At 34.0% G+C, this 18,359-nt stretch carries 17 protein-coding genes and 1 pseudogene; 2 read left to right on the top strand and 16 right to left on the bottom strand.

The features are described from left to right. Window positions 1–127: 127 nt before the first annotated feature. The 4 genes from arsB to AC3WSK_RS06690 all read right to left on the bottom strand — a co-directional run bounded on the left by arsB (window position 128) and on the right by AC3WSK_RS06690 (window position 3,214). Window positions 128–1,186 (bottom strand): ACR3 family arsenite efflux transporter, encoded by a 1,059-nt coding sequence (gene arsB, locus AC3WSK_RS06705; protein ID WP_492413230.1) that lies wholly within the window; start codon window positions 1,184–1,186, stop codon window positions 128–130. Next, the gene (locus AC3WSK_RS06700) at window positions 1,186–1,506 is read right to left on the bottom strand and encodes an ArsR/SmtB family transcription factor (protein WP_079562599.1); all 321 of its coding nucleotides are present in this window, start codon (window positions 1,504–1,506) and stop codon (window positions 1,186–1,188) included. Before AC3WSK_RS06700 ends, arsB begins: the two co-directional genes overlap by 1 nt. Before the next feature lie 530 nt (window positions 1,507–2,036). Next, window positions 2,037–2,780, bottom strand: coding sequence for a pirin family protein (locus tag AC3WSK_RS06695; protein ID WP_427483675.1), 744 nt, complete (start codon window positions 2,778–2,780; stop codon window positions 2,037–2,039). Beyond that, the gene (locus AC3WSK_RS06690; protein WP_079562597.1) at window positions 2,777–3,214 is read right to left on the bottom strand and encodes a MarR family winged helix-turn-helix transcriptional regulator; all 438 of its coding nucleotides are present in this window, start codon (window positions 3,212–3,214) and stop codon (window positions 2,777–2,779) included. Before AC3WSK_RS06690 ends, AC3WSK_RS06695 begins: the two co-directional genes overlap by 4 nt. Window positions 3,215–3,575: 361 nt before the next feature. Here AC3WSK_RS06690 and AC3WSK_RS06685 point away from each other — a divergent pair, with 361 nt between their 5' ends. Together AC3WSK_RS06685 and AC3WSK_RS06680 are read left to right on the top strand one after the other, a co-directional pair. Continuing rightward, window positions 3,576–4,034, top strand: coding sequence for a cupin domain-containing protein (locus tag AC3WSK_RS06685; protein ID WP_427483676.1), 459 nt, complete (start codon window positions 3,576–3,578; stop codon window positions 4,032–4,034). Window positions 4,035–4,448: 414 nt separating this feature from the next. After that, a complete protein-coding gene (locus tag AC3WSK_RS06680) occupies window positions 4,449–4,724 on the top strand; it encodes a YqhV family protein (RefSeq protein WP_079562595.1) in 276 nt (91 codons plus the stop codon). A 641-nt stretch (window positions 4,725–5,365) separates the two neighbouring features. On the opposite strand, the gene AC3WSK_RS06675 is transcribed toward AC3WSK_RS06680, so the two are convergent. From AC3WSK_RS06675 to AC3WSK_RS06620, 12 genes and pseudogenes are all read right to left on the bottom strand, one after another. After that, the gene (locus tag AC3WSK_RS06675) at window positions 5,366–5,689 is read right to left on the bottom strand and encodes a hypothetical protein (protein ID WP_492413226.1); all 324 of its coding nucleotides are present in this window, start codon (window positions 5,687–5,689) and stop codon (window positions 5,366–5,368) included. A 104-nt stretch (window positions 5,690–5,793) separates the two neighbouring features. Further along, complete coding sequence (locus tag AC3WSK_RS06670) at window positions 5,794–7,362, bottom strand: permease-like membrane multi-spanning protein (RefSeq protein ID WP_492413224.1); 1,569 nt, start codon at window positions 7,360–7,362, stop codon at window positions 5,794–5,796. Then, complete coding sequence (locus AC3WSK_RS06665; RefSeq protein ID WP_492413376.1) at window positions 7,331–8,068, bottom strand: ABC transporter ATP-binding protein; 738 nt, start codon at window positions 8,066–8,068, stop codon at window positions 7,331–7,333. The genes AC3WSK_RS06670 and AC3WSK_RS06665 overlap by 32 nt, the downstream gene beginning before the upstream one ends. A gap of 127 nt (window positions 8,069–8,195) precedes the next feature. Then, on the bottom strand, window positions 8,196–8,783 hold the full coding sequence (locus AC3WSK_RS06660; protein ID WP_492413222.1) for a hypothetical protein: 588 nt from the start codon (window positions 8,781–8,783) through the stop codon (window positions 8,196–8,198). Then, window positions 8,755–9,135, bottom strand: coding sequence for a hypothetical protein (locus tag AC3WSK_RS06655; protein ID WP_492413220.1), 381 nt, complete (start codon window positions 9,133–9,135; stop codon window positions 8,755–8,757). The genes AC3WSK_RS06660 and AC3WSK_RS06655 overlap by 29 nt, the downstream gene beginning before the upstream one ends. 1 nt (window position 9,136) lies before the next feature. Then, the gene (locus tag AC3WSK_RS06650; RefSeq protein WP_492413218.1) at window positions 9,137–10,048 is read right to left on the bottom strand and encodes a serine hydrolase domain-containing protein; all 912 of its coding nucleotides are present in this window, start codon (window positions 10,046–10,048) and stop codon (window positions 9,137–9,139) included. 329 nt (window positions 10,049–10,377) lie between these two features. Then, window positions 10,378–11,487: a DUF1648 domain-containing protein gene (locus AC3WSK_RS06645; protein WP_492413216.1), complete on the bottom strand. Its 1,110-nt coding sequence runs from the start codon at window positions 11,485–11,487 to the stop codon at window positions 10,378–10,380. Window positions 11,488–11,490: 3 nt separating this feature from the next. Next, entirely contained in the window at window positions 11,491–11,880 is a 390-nt protein-coding gene (locus tag AC3WSK_RS06640; RefSeq protein ID WP_079562591.1) for a GntR family transcriptional regulator, read from the bottom strand. Window positions 11,881–12,650: 770 nt separating this feature from the next. Beyond that, a complete protein-coding gene (locus AC3WSK_RS06635) occupies window positions 12,651–12,917 on the bottom strand; it encodes a hypothetical protein (RefSeq protein WP_079562590.1) in 267 nt (88 codons plus the stop codon). 651 nt (window positions 12,918–13,568) lie between these two features. Then, complete coding sequence (locus AC3WSK_RS06630; RefSeq protein ID WP_492413213.1) at window positions 13,569–15,368, bottom strand: S9 family peptidase; 1,800 nt, start codon at window positions 15,366–15,368, stop codon at window positions 13,569–13,571. A 373-nt stretch (window positions 15,369–15,741) separates the two neighbouring features. Next, window positions 15,742–16,238, bottom strand: a pseudogene (locus AC3WSK_RS06625) (DinB family protein). A gap of 1,121 nt (window positions 16,239–17,359) precedes the next feature. Continuing rightward, window positions 17,360–18,343, bottom strand: coding sequence for an ornithine cyclodeaminase family protein (locus tag AC3WSK_RS06620; protein ID WP_079562588.1), 984 nt, complete (start codon window positions 18,341–18,343; stop codon window positions 17,360–17,362). Window positions 18,344–18,359 lie beyond the last annotated feature (16 nt).

Below are 18,359 nucleotides of genomic sequence, written 5' to 3'. Positions count from 1 at the left end.
TTCACCTTTACTCATGTGGAATATCAACTTCATCAGCAGGATTTTGGTGAATATCCTAATAAGACTAAACCCAATTCGCCATTCTCTTCTTCTGCATGAATTGTGACTTCTGTTAATTGAAGAACTCCTATAATTTAATGGTTTTAAAATATTTCTTTTGCCAACGTAAGGCAACCCAAACAAGTCCAATAAGTACTGGCACTTCGACAAGTGGACCAATAACAGCAGCAAAAGCCACCCCACTATGAAGTCCAAAAACACCTACAGCTACAGCAATTGCTAACTCAAAGTTGTTACTTGCAGCTGTAAAAGAAAGGGCTGCTGTGACAGGATAAGATGCACCTACTTTACGTGAAGAAAAGAATGAAACTGCAAACATCACAACAAAATAAATGAATAATGGGATAGCGATTCGTACAACATCGAGTGGTAGTTCGACTAATTTTTCACCCTTTAATGCAAACATCATCACAATTGTGAATAGAAGTGCTATTAAAGTAAGTGGTGAAATTTTTGGTAAGAACTTTTCCTCATACCACTGTTTCCCTTTTGTTTTTATAGCTATTAATCGTGTTAGGAATCCTGCAGCAAATGGTATCCCTAAGTAAATAAGAACGCTTTTTGTAATTTCCCACATAGAAATGGATACATTAAAGTTTTCTAATCCAAACCAACCAGGTAATACATTTAAGAAAAAATAAGCAATAATTGAATATGTTACAATCTGAAAAATAGAATTAAATGCAACTAGACCAGCTACATATTCGCGATCTCCACGAGCTAAATCATTCCATACGATTACCATTGCAATACATCGAGCTAACCCAATCATAATGAGCCCAGCCATATACTCTGGATAGTCTCTCAAGAATATAATGGCTAAGAAGAACATTAGAAACGGACCAAGTAACCAGTTTTGGAAAAGTGACAATAAAAGAACTTTCCAATCCTTGAACACACGCCACATTTCCTCATACTTTACTTTTGCCAAAGGTGGATACATCATAACAATCAGCCCTATGGCAATAGGTATAGATGTCGTGCCAACTGACATAGACTCTAATGCTTCACCAATATTAGGCATTGAAATACTTAATAAAACGCCTATCCCCATTGCAACAAAAATCCAAAGAGTGAGATAGCGATCTAAAAACGAAAGCTGTTTTGTTAAAGAATCATTATCCATTAATTTTCCTCCCCTATGTGTGTACAGTCAGAGCCACAATTGCATCCATTTAATGGCTCAATTTGGTCTAAAATACCTTTCATAAGTGGTGTCTGCTCCTCAACTAAACGATAATGTTTCCATGTACCAACCTTTCGTTCGATAATAATGCCTGCCTCTTTTAATTTTCGAAGATGCTGACTAACTGCTGGCTGTGAAATGCCTAAGACATCCACAAAATCACATACACATACCTCCCCATTTTTCATACATGCAAGTAATTTAATGCGATTCAAGTCAGCTGTTGCTTTTAATTGTTTTTCAATTAGTGTATTTTCCATCCTATCTGCGCTCCTTATATAACCATTTACTTATATATTATTGAAAATAAAATCACCAATTAATTGCAGGTGATTAAATCAATATATAACTATACACTTATATTATGCTCCCTATTGTTTAATTGCAATAGTACGGAAATAAATTTTTTATTTATTTAATAACTGTTTCTTTTATGTATTGTTAATACGCCCACATAACTAATATATTTCTAAGTCCCATATTAAATTTAGGAAATTACATTTCAAATGGTACATCTTCATATCAAGATATCTCCACAAAAAAACGTCTGCTCTTTACTATGTGCAGACATTTTTCCTTTTTAAAAAACTTCAAACCAATCGGGAACATTATATTAATACTATTCGGAAAAACCTTCCAAATGACAATGGCACTTTTAGGTAGTCTCTTGCCTGTTGAGTTTTGTACAGGTTTGGAAACCTAAGTGGTGACTGTCGATACCAGATCCTACTCTTTCTAAAAAGTAACAGGTCTGTCACTTTATTGAGACAGACCTGTTACCTTTTATATTTTAAAATCGTTTGACACCACTAAAATTACCAGCAAGTGTCATTGGGGCCTTTAGGTCGACTAGGAATAGAACAACGGTTGAATCTTTTGTTATTTGTATTGTTGTTAACTCTTCCGCAGTACCTGAAATTGCATCGCCTTTATATAGGCTTTCCCCATGTGCCATAATTTCGCCATCCATTACATATAGCCAAGGCGTATAGCCTGCCACAATCGGTAATGTAAAGGCTTCATCTATTTTTCCGTGTACATCATAAACAATGATTTGCTGACGAATTTCAAGTGGGGCTTTCGCTTCTGTTGGTCCTGCAATTAAACGCCAGTCACTGACTTCTGGTAGTTTCATTTCCGCAAATTGAACGCGAGGCTCAAAATCTTTTTCAGACGGACGTATAAATACTTGTAGCATTTCAACAGGGCCTGTTGGTGTCGATTCCTCATGGAAGAAGCTTCTCCCAGCACCCATTAGCATTAGCTTTGTTGGTGAGCAAGTTTCTTTCAAGCCTGATGAATCTTCATGTAGCATTTCGCCTTGCCACATATAACTTAAAATTTCATCATTAATATGTTCGTGCATACGAATCATTGTACCTTTCCCAATTTTTGCGTGGTCAATTCGGCTAAGTGGACCAAATGCATGATCCTCTTTTTCAAAGATTCCATCGATTAAACCTGGTCGATGAATTTGTAGGGAAAATACGCCTCCACCGTTTGAATATGCTTGTTCATTTCGTAAAATATTCACTCTTCATGCACTCCTTGATTCGCCTTTTTTAGTAACTGGATCAACTGTTCAAGTTCATCTTCTGTTAAATTCTCAAATTGCCCTGCTCGGAATTGCTCTTGTGCAGGGACAATTTCATTTCGTAGTGCAACGCCTTTTGGTGTAAGTGAAATATATTTTGTCTTCCACTCTTGTTCACGTTGAATAAAGCCTGCTACTTCTAGTTTGCTTAAGATTTGGGTAATATTTGAATTGGTCACTACAAGACGGTTCGCTAATTCTGATTGCGTAACCCGTTCACCTTCTTTTAAATGACTAATAATATCAAACTGACCTGTCCGTAATCCCCACTTGGCTAAATGACGATTGCTACAGGTCATACTTTGGTTAAAAAAACGGGTGTAACGAAACCAGGCAATATAGCTTAATCGAATTCTTCTTAATGAGTATTTCATAATAATCCCCTATCATTTAATATATTAATTGATGTTTGTTATAATTGCAAAAAATTGATTTTATCTTTTATTAGAAATATCTTATTTCCTAATATAAAGATGATTTCTTCACTATTTTACAGTATCGATAAGCAGTTTGGTAATGCATACGTAAATATGTCATGAATTCTCACCTATTTGTATTAATTATAAATATTATATCTATACCCTTAAAATCAAACTATTTCCGTCTTTTACTAAGAATAAGTCAATTCCGAAGGTGTTCCACTTGAATATCTATCATTTAATATATAAAATGATGAACGTGACAAATCTTTTTATTAAACTACTACACATCGTTATCAATAAAGGGGAAAATGATATGACTGAATTATTGACGAATGAAGATTATCTTTTTTTAGGAGCTCGCGTAAAACCTTTATTATTAAGTACAGAAACTGGCGGGAATTTCTCAGTATTTGAATTTATTGAAGTAAAAGGATTAGAAGCGCCGTTTCATATTCATGAAAATGAAGATGAAATCTGGCGTATAGTTGAAGGAGAAATTACATTCTTTTTAGAGGAGCAAGAAATTCATGCAGTTGCAGGTGATACAATCTTTGTACCAAGAGGGAAATCTCATACGTTCAAATTAAAAACAAATACTGTAAAAGCGATTTTATCCCTTACATCAACTGATTTTGAAAATGTCATTCGTGATATCGCTAGACCTGTCACTTCTGCAACTGAATTGCCAAATCAACCTGTTTCAAAAAAACAAGCGGAACAATTAATTGCTTCTGGCAAGAAAAATGGATTAACAATTTTAAAACACGAATAGTAACTGTAAGTTATTTGGTTATTTAACATGAAATTTATTAGTAAGATTAAGTTTAAAAAATCGCCCTTCACATTACAGTGAAGATAGCGATTTTTTTGCTTTTTTCTGAACTAAATGTAAAGCCTGCATCTTGTAAAAGTACTACCTTTCCCATAAATCTTTAGGATTTTATTATATGCATCTATACTATTTCCTTTTAAAAACAGAAAATGGATTTATAAAACTGATTGCATTAATAAATTCTTTGAAGAACTTTTAACTAGAAAATCACCTATAAAATTAACACTATAAAGCCTAATTGAATATTTGATAAGAATAATACATATATTGGTTTAGTAATTCATTAAAACAGAACGCTATAATTATCCTAATGATGGAATTATAATATAAGCGAAAATTATTTATAAAGATAGGATGATGACAATTATAGAAAAATCGGTTCTTGCTATGGTTATTTTACGTGTATTGTCTGGAAGTATTGAAGTAAGTGCTGGATTGTTGATGCTAAAGTTGAATAATTTAGAAAAAGCATTCTATATTAATACAATGCTTGCATTGGTTGGTCCAACTGTTTTAATCGTAACGACAGCAATTGCATTATTTGGACTAGCTGATAAAATTCCTGTGGCGAGAATCATTTGCCTATTTACGGGAATAACACTTATTATTATTAGCTCACATGTAAAGTAATATGGACATTCCATTCTTAATCCTTGCTATACTCTTTATTACAAAATAAACCTCACATTTATTAGCCGTATTTTATTGTCCTTTCTAAACAATACCTTTTGATTATTCTTTCTAATAATGTTCATTAGTTTGCTGTAGCGTGTGACCACGCTGCGTTTTTTTTATGTATAAGTAACCTCTACCTGAACAAATTTATATGGAGTGTATCGCTCGCACTTATTGGGTTGTGGCGTTGATTGACCGTCACATCCTCCCTCATTCAGGGTCACCTTAACTTAGTGACCCTTTTATAATTTCTATTCTCAGATTGTATAATAACATTACACTGCATCAGGTAGTTTCCTATTTGAATAAAGTAAGAATCTTTAAAGCAACTTCTTTCGACTTAACATCGATCGAAACATTTTCGACCTCTACCCATATTGGTAAATGAGTTTCTCTATCTTTGTTTTTGTCAGTGTATTCTCTTCATCTTGTCCAGTTCGCAAATCCCCTTTTGAACGATAAATTATAGGAACATCCGATAATAAGAAAGTTGTGACCAAGATATTAATATTATGTAAACTAAAATTCATGTCTACAAATCGAATGCATAAAGCTTTTTATACTATCTTTAAATTGAAGCCCACGAATATCTCTATTTACATATTCCAATATGATAAGATTGTATAAACCTCAAGTCCACCTACTATTAAGTTCCCAATAATAATAAATGCTAAGTTTCCTTTTAATTTAGTATTTTTCTTTTTCCCTACTCCACCTAACGTTCCAGTAGTCCCTATAAAAAAAGACAATACAGGATATATAAAGATAAAATACTTACTGCCGTACCAATTGGGACCGTTTAATTTGAAGGTAATAGGAATCTCATCCGATATATTTTGTACACCAATAATTGATAACACCAAAAACAAGCCACAAAATATCCAAGGAATAATACGTACTGACTTTTTAGATTTATTCATAATAATCTCCATTCTCACAGATTTTTCAATTAATTGCGGTCTTTATTTAGCTTACTTTCTTCAGTATTATTGATTATTTTCGTTTTCACACTGCTCTTCCCAAATTAAATAGGCTCACCATTTATCGTTTTAGCATATAACATGCTAGTTACTATGCTTAAAATTAAAATAGTAACAACATCATATATGCCTGCTATCGAACCAGACCATAGTACTTTTGGAACTGCTGCAATGAGTACCAGAATTATTCCACCGAACATCCCCAATAAACTTGATACACTCTGCTTTACTACTTGGAGTTCTGATTGCCAACTATAATTTACAAATCTTAAATTAATAGCAACTCCGTATATTGCTGAAAATACTGCAAATGCACATGGAAGAAGTACTAATATGATGGAATCAAATAATGTTGCCCCAAACACTCTTCCGATTATTATTCCGTTTATAATCGTAAGAGGTATTGTAACCGTAAGATTAACAAGTATCTTACTCTTTACAACCAATTCTTTCGACAATGGAAAAGTTTTGATTATCCAAATATTTTTTCCTTCAAGTGAAAAAGACACGCTACTTGTATTTGATAGACATACCATCAATGACATTATATACGGTGTTACTCCATACAGAATCTCTACTGTATTAATATTATCGATCGGCATATTTTCCATCACTTTTGTGATTGAAATCATTAAAGAAATCGTAAAAATAACCATCATGATCATTCCGAACACTTTGTTCATTATGTACGTTGTGGACGAAAATAGTCGCTTGATTTCTTTTATATATAATGCTTTTAAAATACTTGATCTTTTTAATGTTTTTACTTCATATTTTTTGTTACTACTCATTGATCGAATTTTAGTATTTAGTCGTTTGTATACAAACGAAAGACCAATAATGAAAATCACTGTTAACACTAATGAAACTGCTATATATATAAGAAAATCTCCCACTGTTCCAGTTACCAGTATTTTATTATACAAATAAAACATTGGATACACTTGGTTAAACTGATTCAATATATTTGTTAATATCAATTTCATATCACTTGGATCTAATTTATAACCACTCAATGTGGGTGCTAATACTAAAAATAAAATAATACACATATAGCTAATTGAAGAAACCGCACGAGAATATTTTAATCTCGATGAAACTTCTAAAACTAATATACTAACAATTGACGCTACAATTGATGGTACTAATGAAACTGTAAGTATTCCAATCAGTATCTTTATCCAAAAAACTCCGTTTACTGTTCCTGTAGAGAAATATACTGCTCCCATTAGAAGCATGATTATTAAAGATACTACCGTATTCAAGAAATATATATAAAAGAATCTACTTACAACTATTATGGACGTTTTAATAGGAAGTGACATTAATGTATCATAATCTCTTTTTCCAAATAATTCATCACTAGCACTAAAAAATGCGAAAAACAATGATAGAACAGTACTCAATAAAAATGAATATGCAAGTATGTGTTCTCTCATATTATATTCATTCAGCATATATGCAAGACCTGTAATATACGCTAGCACGATAACAAACGGAAGAAGTATACCGATAATAACCATTTTATCACCAATACTGGCTTTACCTTTTAGGGTATTAAGTCTTACTTGCGAAATAATCCTAACTTTTAGAAGAATTAGAAAATGTCTCATCTTTTAACTCCTTCATAAAGAACTCTTCCAATGTTTGATTTTGTATGATTTCATCCATCGTACCACTATAAACTAGCTTTCCATGATTGATCATAGCCACCTTATTACAAAGCCTTTCTGCAACATCTAAGACATGTGTAGAAAAAAATATTGCATTCCCTTTAGCAGTCATTTTCTTCATTATCTCTTTTAAAACAACTACTGCTTTTGGATCAAGACCTACAAATGGCTCGTCCAGAATCAAAAGCTTTGGTTCATGAATAATAGCCCCAGTTATTGCTAACTTTTGCTTCATTCCGTGAGAATAAGAGGATATTAGATTTCCAAGACTTTCTGTTATTCCAAACATTCCAGAATGTTCTTCTATTCTCTTTACTCGAACATCTTCCGGAACTCCGAAAATATCTGCTACAAAATTTAAATACTGGATTCCTGTCAAATGTTCATATAATTCGGGACTATCAGGAATATAAGCAAATGTCGATTTGCATTTAAGAGGCTCTTTCTTAATAGAATGCCCATCAATGTAGATGTCGCCTTCCTCAAAATCTAGGATTCCTACTACTGATTTGATTGTTGTACTTTTCCCTGCTCCATTATGACCTATAAATCCAAAAACATCGCCATTTTCTACAGATAAGCTTATGTTATCGACAGCTTTTTTTTGACCTTTATACACTTTTGAAAAATTTTTAATATCTAGGATTCCCATTCTTTCATCTCCTTATCTTATGATGTGTTTTAGTTTCTTCTAATCCTATTTATTGCTTACTCCCCTAGAACTCACTGACTTGAAGCGAAAATTACAAAAGTAAGGATATAATAGAGTCAATTTAATAATAAAGCTCCCAGCTAAAAATTAAGACAACCAGTAGTAGCGCAGAGACACAAGAAAGTACATAGCCGATTTTTTGACCACGCGTTGTTGTCGTTTTCTTCCACTGCACTAGCAGGGACACTAGACTAATTGCTACGATGGCGATATACGCATAGTTCACCAAGAAATGAATATTCAGCGCAGTATAAGAAGTATAATTAAAAGTTCTGAAAGTTATAATTATGAAATTAATAACAGGTACAATACCCGCTAAGAGTAATAGCGTTTCCCACTTCTTCATCACTGTAAATTGAACTTCTTTTTTTCGATGCTTTATCGCTTGGATCAACACGATTAGTAAAGCAATGAGAGTGTATAGGACACTGAAAGCTACTGCCACGATACTGAACATATTAAAGATTTTCGTACTTTGAGAGACCGGTAGTATATCAATTGTCGGCATTGAGATCTTTTCCACTTCACCATCGTTCAACGTAATATGAAGATATATATTATGATCATCTGTAGATTTATAAAGATACGAAGCGATTTGTTCATATGTCATCCCAAAAACATTAAATATGTTTGTTCGAATCTGTCGCATCAATATCCCTAATACTTAGCGCCCCGTACAACTTGTTAAAACCTTTATAGGGATGTCTTGCCATAATGTAACTTCCTTCAAGCTCCTGCGTATTTGGCAGTACTTGATTGCCATCCACTGCAGAATACTCGCCGTACACGAATTTTGGTAAGCCATAACTCAGCCCTACTTCACCCCTTTGATTGGTCATGACAATTACACCCAAATGCTCATCTTTTGAAAAAGTGAAATTGCTCGAAAAACTATCTGTATTTCCTGCATGTTCCAATACATCTACTGAATATAGCCCTTCCCAAAAACCATGCGCATTTCGAGGAAAGCCATCACCATAGAAATCACTCGTCGTCAGCATTTCATCTAATGTACGATTGTTTTGAAAAAAAGGGACTTTTCACGCCATCTGCTGGCATGAGCGCCACCATAAATTTCGCTGCATCCGTAATCGTACCAATTGCGCTACCAGCTGGATACAAACCAATAAATACCCGTTTATTTTTTGAAATACTAAATTCATCGTTGCTATTAACACTGTATCCATAAACTGCTTCTCTGTTCGTTGCTATATCTAGGTTATCTTCCTGTGTAGGATGAATCGTTGTGTCCTTCATCTCCAAAATAGAAAAAATATGTTCATTAACATATTCATAAAATGGCTGATCCGCGAGCTGTTCTACAATAAACCCTGCGAGTGCCACACCATAGTTCGAATAGGCGACCACATCTCCTGGCTCATGCACTTGATAAGGCTCAATAATGTGAAGCGTTTCTTCTAAGGGCTTTACTTCATCCGCTGACTTATAGAATAAATCTGTAGATTTCTCCTCCCACCCAGCATTATGGTGCATAAGATTCAACATCGTAATAGGGGTATCATATTGCAGTTTTGTCAAAAATCCGTCCGGCAAATACGTGCGAATATCTTCATCTAATTCCAACTTTCCCTGCTCTACAAGCTGCATTACACTGGTCCACACAAGAAGCTTCGTAACAGATCCCCATTCAAAAACAGTATCTGTTGTGACTTTTATTTGATTTTCAACATCTGCATAGCCATAAGACGTATTCATGAAAATTTCTCCGTCTTTCACAATTAACACATTTGCTCCAGCAGTAGATGTCCCAATGAATTTAGATGCATATTTATCCACGCGATCCTTTAGTTCAGCATAAGGTATCCCTGAAGGTGTCAACATTCCCTCATTTGCAGAAGCAGCTGATACAGAGCAAAGTACCATTACCAATACCATTAAAATTATTTTCCTCATTATATTTCTCCTTCTTTGAAATTAACATAAATTGGATATATCGGGCTCTCTCATATGTATATTGCCAATCTAGATCATAACCTCGCCTCCAAACTGCATTGGTTACTATACATAATAAATCTGTTATACACAAAGCAACCCAGTTTTGTTATAAGAGTGAATTTTTCTGATAAAACAAAAAAGAGCTTTGTCTAACCGTTTACGAATTTACTGCATCTTTGAAAGCGTGTCCCATTGAGTGAAAAGTCCAATGACAAGAGCAATTATTATTATAATGAAAATGGGAATTTAGGAGAGTAAGGCTAACATTTCAGATGGTCTTGAAATCTCTATTTACTTAGTAATATTGGTAAGCCAGCAGCTATTACAAAAATTCCGATTAAAATTAACCAAGCAAGCGGCTTTGCTAAATTTATTGTCCAGCCAACTCCAAAACGTTTTTCTAAGAACAATGAGGGATCATTTCGATTAAAATAAAATTGACCAAGCTTCCAATAGTGATCGTCATCACGATTTATTACTGTACCATCTGCCGTTCTTACATTTTTCACACGACTTCCACCCTGTCCAGTTGTAATGACAAGTACAATCACACCAATAATCATGATTGCTGGAAACATTAATGAAATTACAGTCATATAAGTTGTTAAAATCGAATAAATAAATGATAGCTGGATTACACTAAAAAGAACTGTAAGCAAGATTCCACTAGCAATTAGGAAAACCGACCATCTTCTACGAAAAATAATGTTTTGTTCTATTGATCCATCTGGATTTTGAGCATTCAGCTGTTGTTTTGATCTACCAATCATCCAATTAATAAACATGAATAATGCAATCATATAGATTTGTGTTATTGGCATGATTAAGACAGATCGATATGATTTTTCTGTCCAATTGGTAACCCCACCAAATAAATCATATTGTGTTGGAATCCGTTCAGGAATTTTTCCATACTGCGTAAAGGTAATAAATAGCGTGACAGCTACTAAAGCAAAAGCAATTAAAAACCAGTAATTAGAATAAATTAATTTTTGCTGATAAAAATTTGTTTGTAGTACAATCTTCTGTTGTCTTTGTTCATTCCATTTCTCCTTTTCTTTCAGTTGTTTCATTTGCTTATGAAATACTAAATAGATTAAAAATGAAATAATCATAAAACCAAGTATAGTTATCGATAAAACAATCCCCATTGTCTCTCCATCGTTTGGAGAATGCTTTCCTACGATTAAATAAAAAATAAATAGTATAACAATACTAAAAGCTGTCATAACTGAAGCATATTGTTTTCGCATTTTTTTTAGTTTTTTATCCATATAGACATCAGACGGAATAGAAACTCCAAAACTCTCTGTACGTCGTGTCCAATACGGCATACCAATCAAAATAATAAAAATAGGTATGAATAAAATAATTGACATCCAAATGATATGATCCATCGTTTAGCTTCCCCCCTGAACATATGAAGTAAAAATCTCTTCACAAAGCTTCATAAAATCTTCTTTATTTACATCTCGACAAATGGCCTCTGCAATAAGGGGATGTAATATTTCTTTCATTTCTTCCTGAAAAGATACATCTGCCTTTGGAACTCCTTCTGGATTAACCAGAACTCCTTTTTGACGATGATTTAGAATAAATCCTTTTTGTTCCAGCTCTTTATACGCTTTGTTCACCGTGTGTAAATTGATTCCTATATCTGCTGCCAATGAGCGAACAGATGGTAATCGTTCACCTGGAACAAGCTCCTTCTTTGCAATACCTGCAATAATACAATGGATAAGCTGTATATAAATTGGTGTTTTAGACTCAAACTCTAAATGAAAAATCAAAGCAATCCACCCTCCTCTCTGTATAATGTATGTTATATTTGTAATATAACATACATTACCAATATATCAAAGAATTTTCATAAAAAACCTTAACTGTTTTTATATGACAGTTAAGGACTATTTTTCAATGTATTTGGAATTATTATTAATATAAACAGTTATTAATAAAGAAAGCTGTCATTTTGATCAATCTTTATTCAAACTCCATATCAACTTTTTATCCTTTGGTAAGAGAAGGTATCAACCAGCTTAGTTTGTTCACACTTATGAATAATTTTCATACATATTGGACAAATCCACATTAAACGATAATTAGCATTATTTAAACGAAAAATTCCCTTTTGAACGATAAATTATAGGAAGCTTTCGATAATTAGAAAGTAGTGACATTATGTAAACTAAAATTATTTGCATTGGAGTAGGGGCTTGAATACGTCCACTCTCCATAATACCCTCTGTATTTGTATTGTATATGGACAAGAACTTTTTAGACATTGTATTCCTCTACGTCCTCAAAATTATTCATATCAATAGCTATGAATTTCATATTACTACTTAAAGCTTCATCTCATTCCATAATAGAGTCCAATACAATTGTATATACTCCTCCTAAAAGTTCCTTTGGTTCTATTCTAGTATTACAAGCAGAAAGTAAGACCAACATCATAAACAGACAACTAAAATATCGAAATTTAAATTTTGCCCCGTCCTTTTATTCGATGTATTTTGAATTTATCTCACTAAACTGTTCAGCTAGCTCAATAAGTACATTATTTAAGCAATGTTTGAAGATTTATTAGCAAGGGTGCATACACGATTAGTGGAATAAGCAAAATTACTGCACCAATTTTTTTAATTCCCCTTTGTAATAGTAAAAGAGAAGTCACGAAAAATAATGGGTAAATAATAAAAGTAATTATTAATACACCTTCAACTAATTGATATAATTTTCCTGTAAATGCACCTATGAATGGGATTGAAATCCATTCTAGTAAGCTAAACGCAATAACCAATATCCACAGCCATTTAAGTGTCATCACTAATCACCTCAATATATTTGATTGGTTAAAAATAGTAAAAACTCTTATTTCGCTTTATCACCGATTATTATTTCAATTTTTTGTATTAACCTAATAAACCTAATTGCTGTTCAACTAAAGTGTTTTATTATCCCCCCGTTTCATTTAAACCTTTTCAAAAGATAAAATTCGTGTTTTATTCGATTGATATAGTATCCAGCCGATGAAAGAATGGCATTTTCATTATTTAAACACGAATATTCGTAATGGTTACACCGAAAATGTTCGTTAATTGTATATGTCAGGAATTTTTGCAAACAAATCAGCACTTACCTGTATTTTTACAGTACTGAATTTACTTGAACTGTACTAATCTCAAGGAGAGTAACTCCTTTCTGTGGTTTCCGCACAGGCTTCACAATCCACCCTGAAAATCCGAGACAACTTGATATGATTTACTGAAATATCTTCAAGTGGATTTGATCCCTCACTAGAACATGTGTGGAGTTTATGTGGTAACAAAAGGGATGTTTGTTGGTTTATGAAAAAGACTAGGTTCTATCATAGTAGAACCTAGTCTTTTCATTTAATTTCAAACAGTATTTCCATCAACTTACACACTCATTACTTAAAGAATAGTTTTCTTCCCAATCGGAGTGATACACATCGTTATGCTTTCACTTTAGATCCAACGAATTGATTAAAAAATGAGAGGATTTTTTGATAAACAGCAATTTCATTTTCTTTTTTAGAGAACCCATGTCCTTCGTCTTCAAGAAGCATGTACTCGACATCACGCCCTTTATCTTTTAAAGCTTGCACGATTTGATCAGATTCCTCTTTCACAACACGTGGGTCATTCGCTCCTTGGATTACGAGCATTGGTTTGACCATGGTTTCTAGATACGTTAATGGTGAGTATTCAATGAGTTTTTGCTTGTCTCTTTCAGGATTTCCTACCCATTGATCCATAATTGGCTTCCAGTCTTCAGGAACCGAGTTGATAAATGAGAACAAATCAGATGGACCAAATATATCCACTACGGCTTTGAAATACTCAGAATGTCTACCGTGAAGCAATAAGGCCATGTATCCACCATAACTTCCGCCCATCAATAAGATATTGCCTTTTTCAGCGTAGTTATTATCAATGAGCCAGTCGAGACCAGCTACATTATCAAGGCGTGGGCCGTGTCCCCAATCTCCTTCTACCATTTTCATGAAAGCCAATCCATAGCCTGTCGAACCGCGGAAATTCGGAGCAAAGATGCTATAGCCATGATTTAAAAAGAATTGGAAGGAAGCTCTAAAAAATTTACGCTCTGCAGCTTGCGGACCACCATGCGGCCAAAAGATGATTTCACCATTATCATTTTCCTTTTTAGCTTTGAAAAATAAGGACTCTATTTCAAGTCCGTCAAAGGAAGAATAAGTAATCACATCCGGCTCAACTAATTCGCTTTGATCTACACCTGGAACTGTGTATCCCGTTAAAGATGCCCATCCATTTTCCTTAAATTGATAAATATTATGCGGATTCGTAGCCCCTCTTCCTAATAAATACAAACTACCGGATTTTGTGACGATAAGCTTTTCGATGACACTGCATGGTGAATCTAGTTCTTCCCAATTATTCGATAGCAAATCATGCATGTATAAACGATCTTCTACACCTTTTTCACTAATTACATACAGGCACTGCTTTTTTTTGTTATATTTCAACGAAGTAAAGCTTTCATTCTCCAAATCCTTCAATTTTACAAACTCATTTGTCTCTAAATTATACGAAGCCAAATACGTAAAATCAGCATTGTAATTCGTTAATAAATAGATGAGCTCATTGGATACAAAAACTGCGTCACTGACAGTATGTTGCTGATCTGTTGGCGGTGTCAGGAGAATATGTTCCTCTCCTCGTTTGGCGTATAGGAGTGTATACGTATTAGCAAAATGTTTATAGTAGAGGGCTACCTCTTCATTAGGGCTAAAATCGATTAAAAAAGTGGGCGCATCTTTTCCCTCAAGAATTGTTTCTTCCTCACCGGTCACTAAGTCATAGGCATATGCATTTAAATACGTAGGATTTCCTTTCGAAGATGTATAGTATAGCTTGTTCCCATCTTCTGATAAAATTGGCATAGCATTGCGGGTTCCTTCTTCATAAATAATTTTCTTCATTGTCCCACCTTGAAGCGGAAGTCCATAAAACTGCGTATTTTCGTCCCCATTCTGGTCAAAACCGGCAATGATGAACCGTCCTTGTTTATCATAGAGGAGTCCTTTACAGCTCTGGTCAATAAAAGTAAGCGGTGTCGGGAACGTATTTGGTAAATTCATGGCCCATAAATTATACTTACCACTTAAATTAGTACTGAAAACTAGTTGTTTTTCATCTGGACTAATCGCAAAATCCCCAATCGAAAATGTTCGTAAAAACTGTTCTACATCTGGTTTAGAAAAAGATATCATAATGAAAACTCCTCCTTTTTTGAATTAAGTGAAAAGTCTATCTTTTTATACAATACCATTATTACACTTTAATGTATAATTTACGCTAATTAATATTATTTAAACTTTGATTATAAAAGTTTAAATCATAATACTAGTTATAACTTAGCGATTGAAAAATCCGTTCTAAATACCATGTTTTAGACTCTAACAAAATTGCAATATTCCTTTTTAAAGTAAAAAAAACGATTTCCATCATCAGAAATTCCTTTTTTTCAATATACTCCTCGTATTGTGTTGTTTCAGTTATCAGTAGTTGTTAATTTTGTCGTTGAAGAACAGCCATTTATTAGTAGATGCACTTATTGTCATACATTTTGCAGAAAAACTTAGTTCATTGGGCTTCCTCGTCGGCCGAGGGACCGTAGATGCCCGGCACCGAAATATCAAGTAGGCGCAAGTATACCCCGAGCTATGCCCGGTGGTGGACCATGTGGTTTAATCCGAAAGTGCGGAACGCAGTTGCTCGGGCTCGCGGCGGATGATTTGGTCACCATGGCGCAGCGTCCATTCCTCACCGAGCGTTTTCTCGTCACATTCGGTCAGAAAATTTTTCAATTTACCGATGTTTGCGTCAAACTCATCGAGAACGTCAGATTGTTTTTCCAAAGGCTTCCGTCGCAGTGGCACGGTCGAAAGATCAAACTCTGGGTACTGAAGAATTGCGATTTGCCAGTTCAGCAGGTTGATCAGGTGTGTGGCCAGCTCGACAAGCATCATCGATTTCTCATGTGGTCTCCATGGCATATGTTCCTCGGATAAGCGTTCCAGAATGCGACGTGTAGTAGCCAATTCATGCATTGCGTCGCCAACAATCAATTGTTTAACCATAAATGCCTCTCCTCCATTTGCTTAGCATAGTATAAATTCCATTCGAGTAGAAAGCTGCAGTCTAAAGAACTGTTTTCGATAAAATCAGTGCCTTACGAAACTGGTTATATTTTTTAGTGATCCACAGAACAGCGCTCAGACGATTCGAGAATCATATTGACGGGTACTTGGTTACATGGATTACGCTCAGGTCAATTTGAAGAACATAACAAAAGCGCTCGAACGTTCCTATTTTTTAGATGAGTTCTCTTCTTTTACTTCGTTCTTAATTTTTGAGTAGAAATCCCAACTTTTTAAAACCACCCAAAATATAATGACTACTAAAAATGAATAGTGTTTATATTCGCTAGGAAGTTGCACAATAAGTAATATTGTAATGATAAAAAATGGTGGCATAAGTATCCAATAACGCTTATTTTTAAAGTGTTTTATTACGATTCCCTCCGTTTCATTAATGTTATGGGTCAGGTCATAAAAAGTTCCATTCGAGACTTTTCCCTAAAGATAATATTCGTGTCGATTGATGTAGCATCTAGCTGCTAGACGAATGGCACTTTCATTATATATACACGAATATTCTATGTAGTTTTATTGATAGTTGTTCGTTAATTACCGTTTCCCAGGAATTTTTGCAATCAATCGTCTCTAACTATATATTACTTCAATTTCTCTCTTTTCAAAGAGCATTACTTAAGGAATTTTAACATTGTTTAATGATCACTTTTAAAGTGTATTCGACGTATGTATCGCTAATTCTCATTGCTAATAAGTCGAAAAATCTAAGACTATGAGAAGAATCCGATAATTAGTAATATGTGAATAAGATATAAATATTATGTAAACTAAAAATCATTTTGGGTGATCAGCATTTAGTTATGACCACCATTAGAATTAATATGATTAATTCCAACATCCTCGACAGCATGAAGCATTGTAATGCTCTCCTTATAATTTTCATGATTATCCACGTAATTTAATCTAAATAAATTCTCTAAACCCTGATTCCATTCTCTTTCGAAAAATAAAAAAATAACCTCTTGCAGATATAATACGCAAAGAGGTTACTTTCAACGAACTTTATTATCTATTAAGCATCTCCTTAAGAGCTTTTGTACCTTAAATTACACATCAATTTCAATACCGATTCCTTGTTGCTTTGCCTTTTGAAATATTCCTTTTGCGACTGCTAAATCATAGTAAGCTGCACCTACTGATTTGAAAATGGTTATCTCGTTTTCATCTTCTCTACCTTTACTAGTTTCTGTGACAAGTTTACCAAGTTCACAATATATATTATCGAATGACCATATACCTTTTTCAACAGCATGAATAAATTCTCCAGCTTCATTTTTTACACCATTATAATCATCTACTACAATTTTCTTAGCCTTCAAAATCGATGTTTCATCAATTTCGCGCATACTTGGTAAATATGAACCTATGCCATTAATATGAACGCCTGGCTTTAAATGATCTCCATCTAAAACGGCACTAGTTGATCTAGTAGCACAGCAAATAATATCCGCTAGCTTTACTGCTTCAGATACTTCTTCTATTACTTCAAAAGGGATCTCCACACCGTGCTCTTCCAATTTATTACCAAAACGATGTGCTTTTGATGTTGTTTTATTGACTAGTAATATTTTAGTTATAGATCTTACAGCTAATACCCCTAGTACTTGCTCAAATGCCATCCCACCTGTACCGATTACTGTTAGTATAGTTGCATCTTTTTTAGATAAATAATCAGTAGCAATTCCACTCAAAGCACCCGTTCTAAGTCGAGTTAAATACGAGGCATTCATCATAGCCATATGTGTACCATTCTCTGCATCAGTTAGTAATAAGACACCTTGAGTTGTTGGTAACCCCATTGGAGAATTTTTAGGGAAAATGGTAACCACCTTTACAGCTGCAACTTCACTTACTAAATCGGCACTTGGCATATATAGTGCAGACGCATCATAATCAGGAAAATCTATGACAGTACGATGCATGTTCACAATTTTGTTTTCCTCTTTTGCTATTAATACCTTCTTAATGTCCTCTATAGCATTTTTCATACTGTAGCTTTTCATAATTTGATCTTCATTTAATATCAACATATCAAAAACCCTCCAA

Source organism: Lysinibacillus sp. EB271-A1-10B (assembly GCF_058791335.1).
This window is presented reverse-complemented; position numbering and strand designations above follow the sequence as displayed.

Coding starts and splice junctions, on each gene's coding strand:
- AC3WSK_RS06700 (WP_079562599.1), bottom strand. CDS start 1,506: ATGGAAAATACACTAATTGAAAAACAATTAAAAGCAACAGCTGACTTG.
- AC3WSK_RS06660 (WP_492413222.1), bottom strand. CDS start 8,783: ATGCGACAGATTCGAACAAACATATTTAATGTTTTTGGGATGACATAT.
- AC3WSK_RS06690 (WP_079562597.1), bottom strand. CDS start 3,214: ATGAAATACTCATTAAGAAGAATTCGATTAAGCTATATTGCCTGGTTT.
- AC3WSK_RS06650 (WP_492413218.1), bottom strand. CDS start 10,048: ATGAGGAAAATAATTTTAATGGTATTGGTAATGGTACTTTGCTCTGTA.
- AC3WSK_RS06635 (WP_079562590.1), bottom strand. CDS start 12,917: ATGACACTTAAATGGCTGTGGATATTGGTTATTGCGTTTAGCTTACTA.
- AC3WSK_RS06630 (WP_492413213.1), bottom strand. CDS start 15,368: ATGATATCTTTTTCTAAACCAGATGTAGAACAGTTTTTACGAACATTT.
- arsB (WP_492413230.1), bottom strand. CDS start 1,186: ATGGATAATGATTCTTTAACAAAACAGCTTTCGTTTTTAGATCGCTAT.
- AC3WSK_RS06670 (WP_492413224.1), bottom strand. CDS start 7,362: ATGAGACATTTTCTAATTCTTCTAAAAGTTAGGATTATTTCGCAAGTA.
- AC3WSK_RS06675 (WP_492413226.1), bottom strand. CDS start 5,689: ATGAATAAATCTAAAAAGTCAGTACGTATTATTCCTTGGATATTTTGT.
- AC3WSK_RS06680 (WP_079562595.1), top strand. CDS start 4,449: ATGATGACAATTATAGAAAAATCGGTTCTTGCTATGGTTATTTTACGT.
- AC3WSK_RS06620 (WP_079562588.1), bottom strand. CDS start 18,343: ATGTTGATATTAAATGAAGATCAAATTATGAAAAGCTACAGTATGAAA.
- AC3WSK_RS06645 (WP_492413216.1), bottom strand. CDS start 11,487: ATGGATCATATCATTTGGATGTCAATTATTTTATTCATACCTATTTTT.
- AC3WSK_RS06655 (WP_492413220.1), bottom strand. CDS start 9,135: ATGCTGACGACGAGTGATTTCTATGGTGATGGCTTTCCTCGAAATGCG.
- AC3WSK_RS06685 (WP_427483676.1), top strand. CDS start 3,576: ATGACTGAATTATTGACGAATGAAGATTATCTTTTTTTAGGAGCTCGC.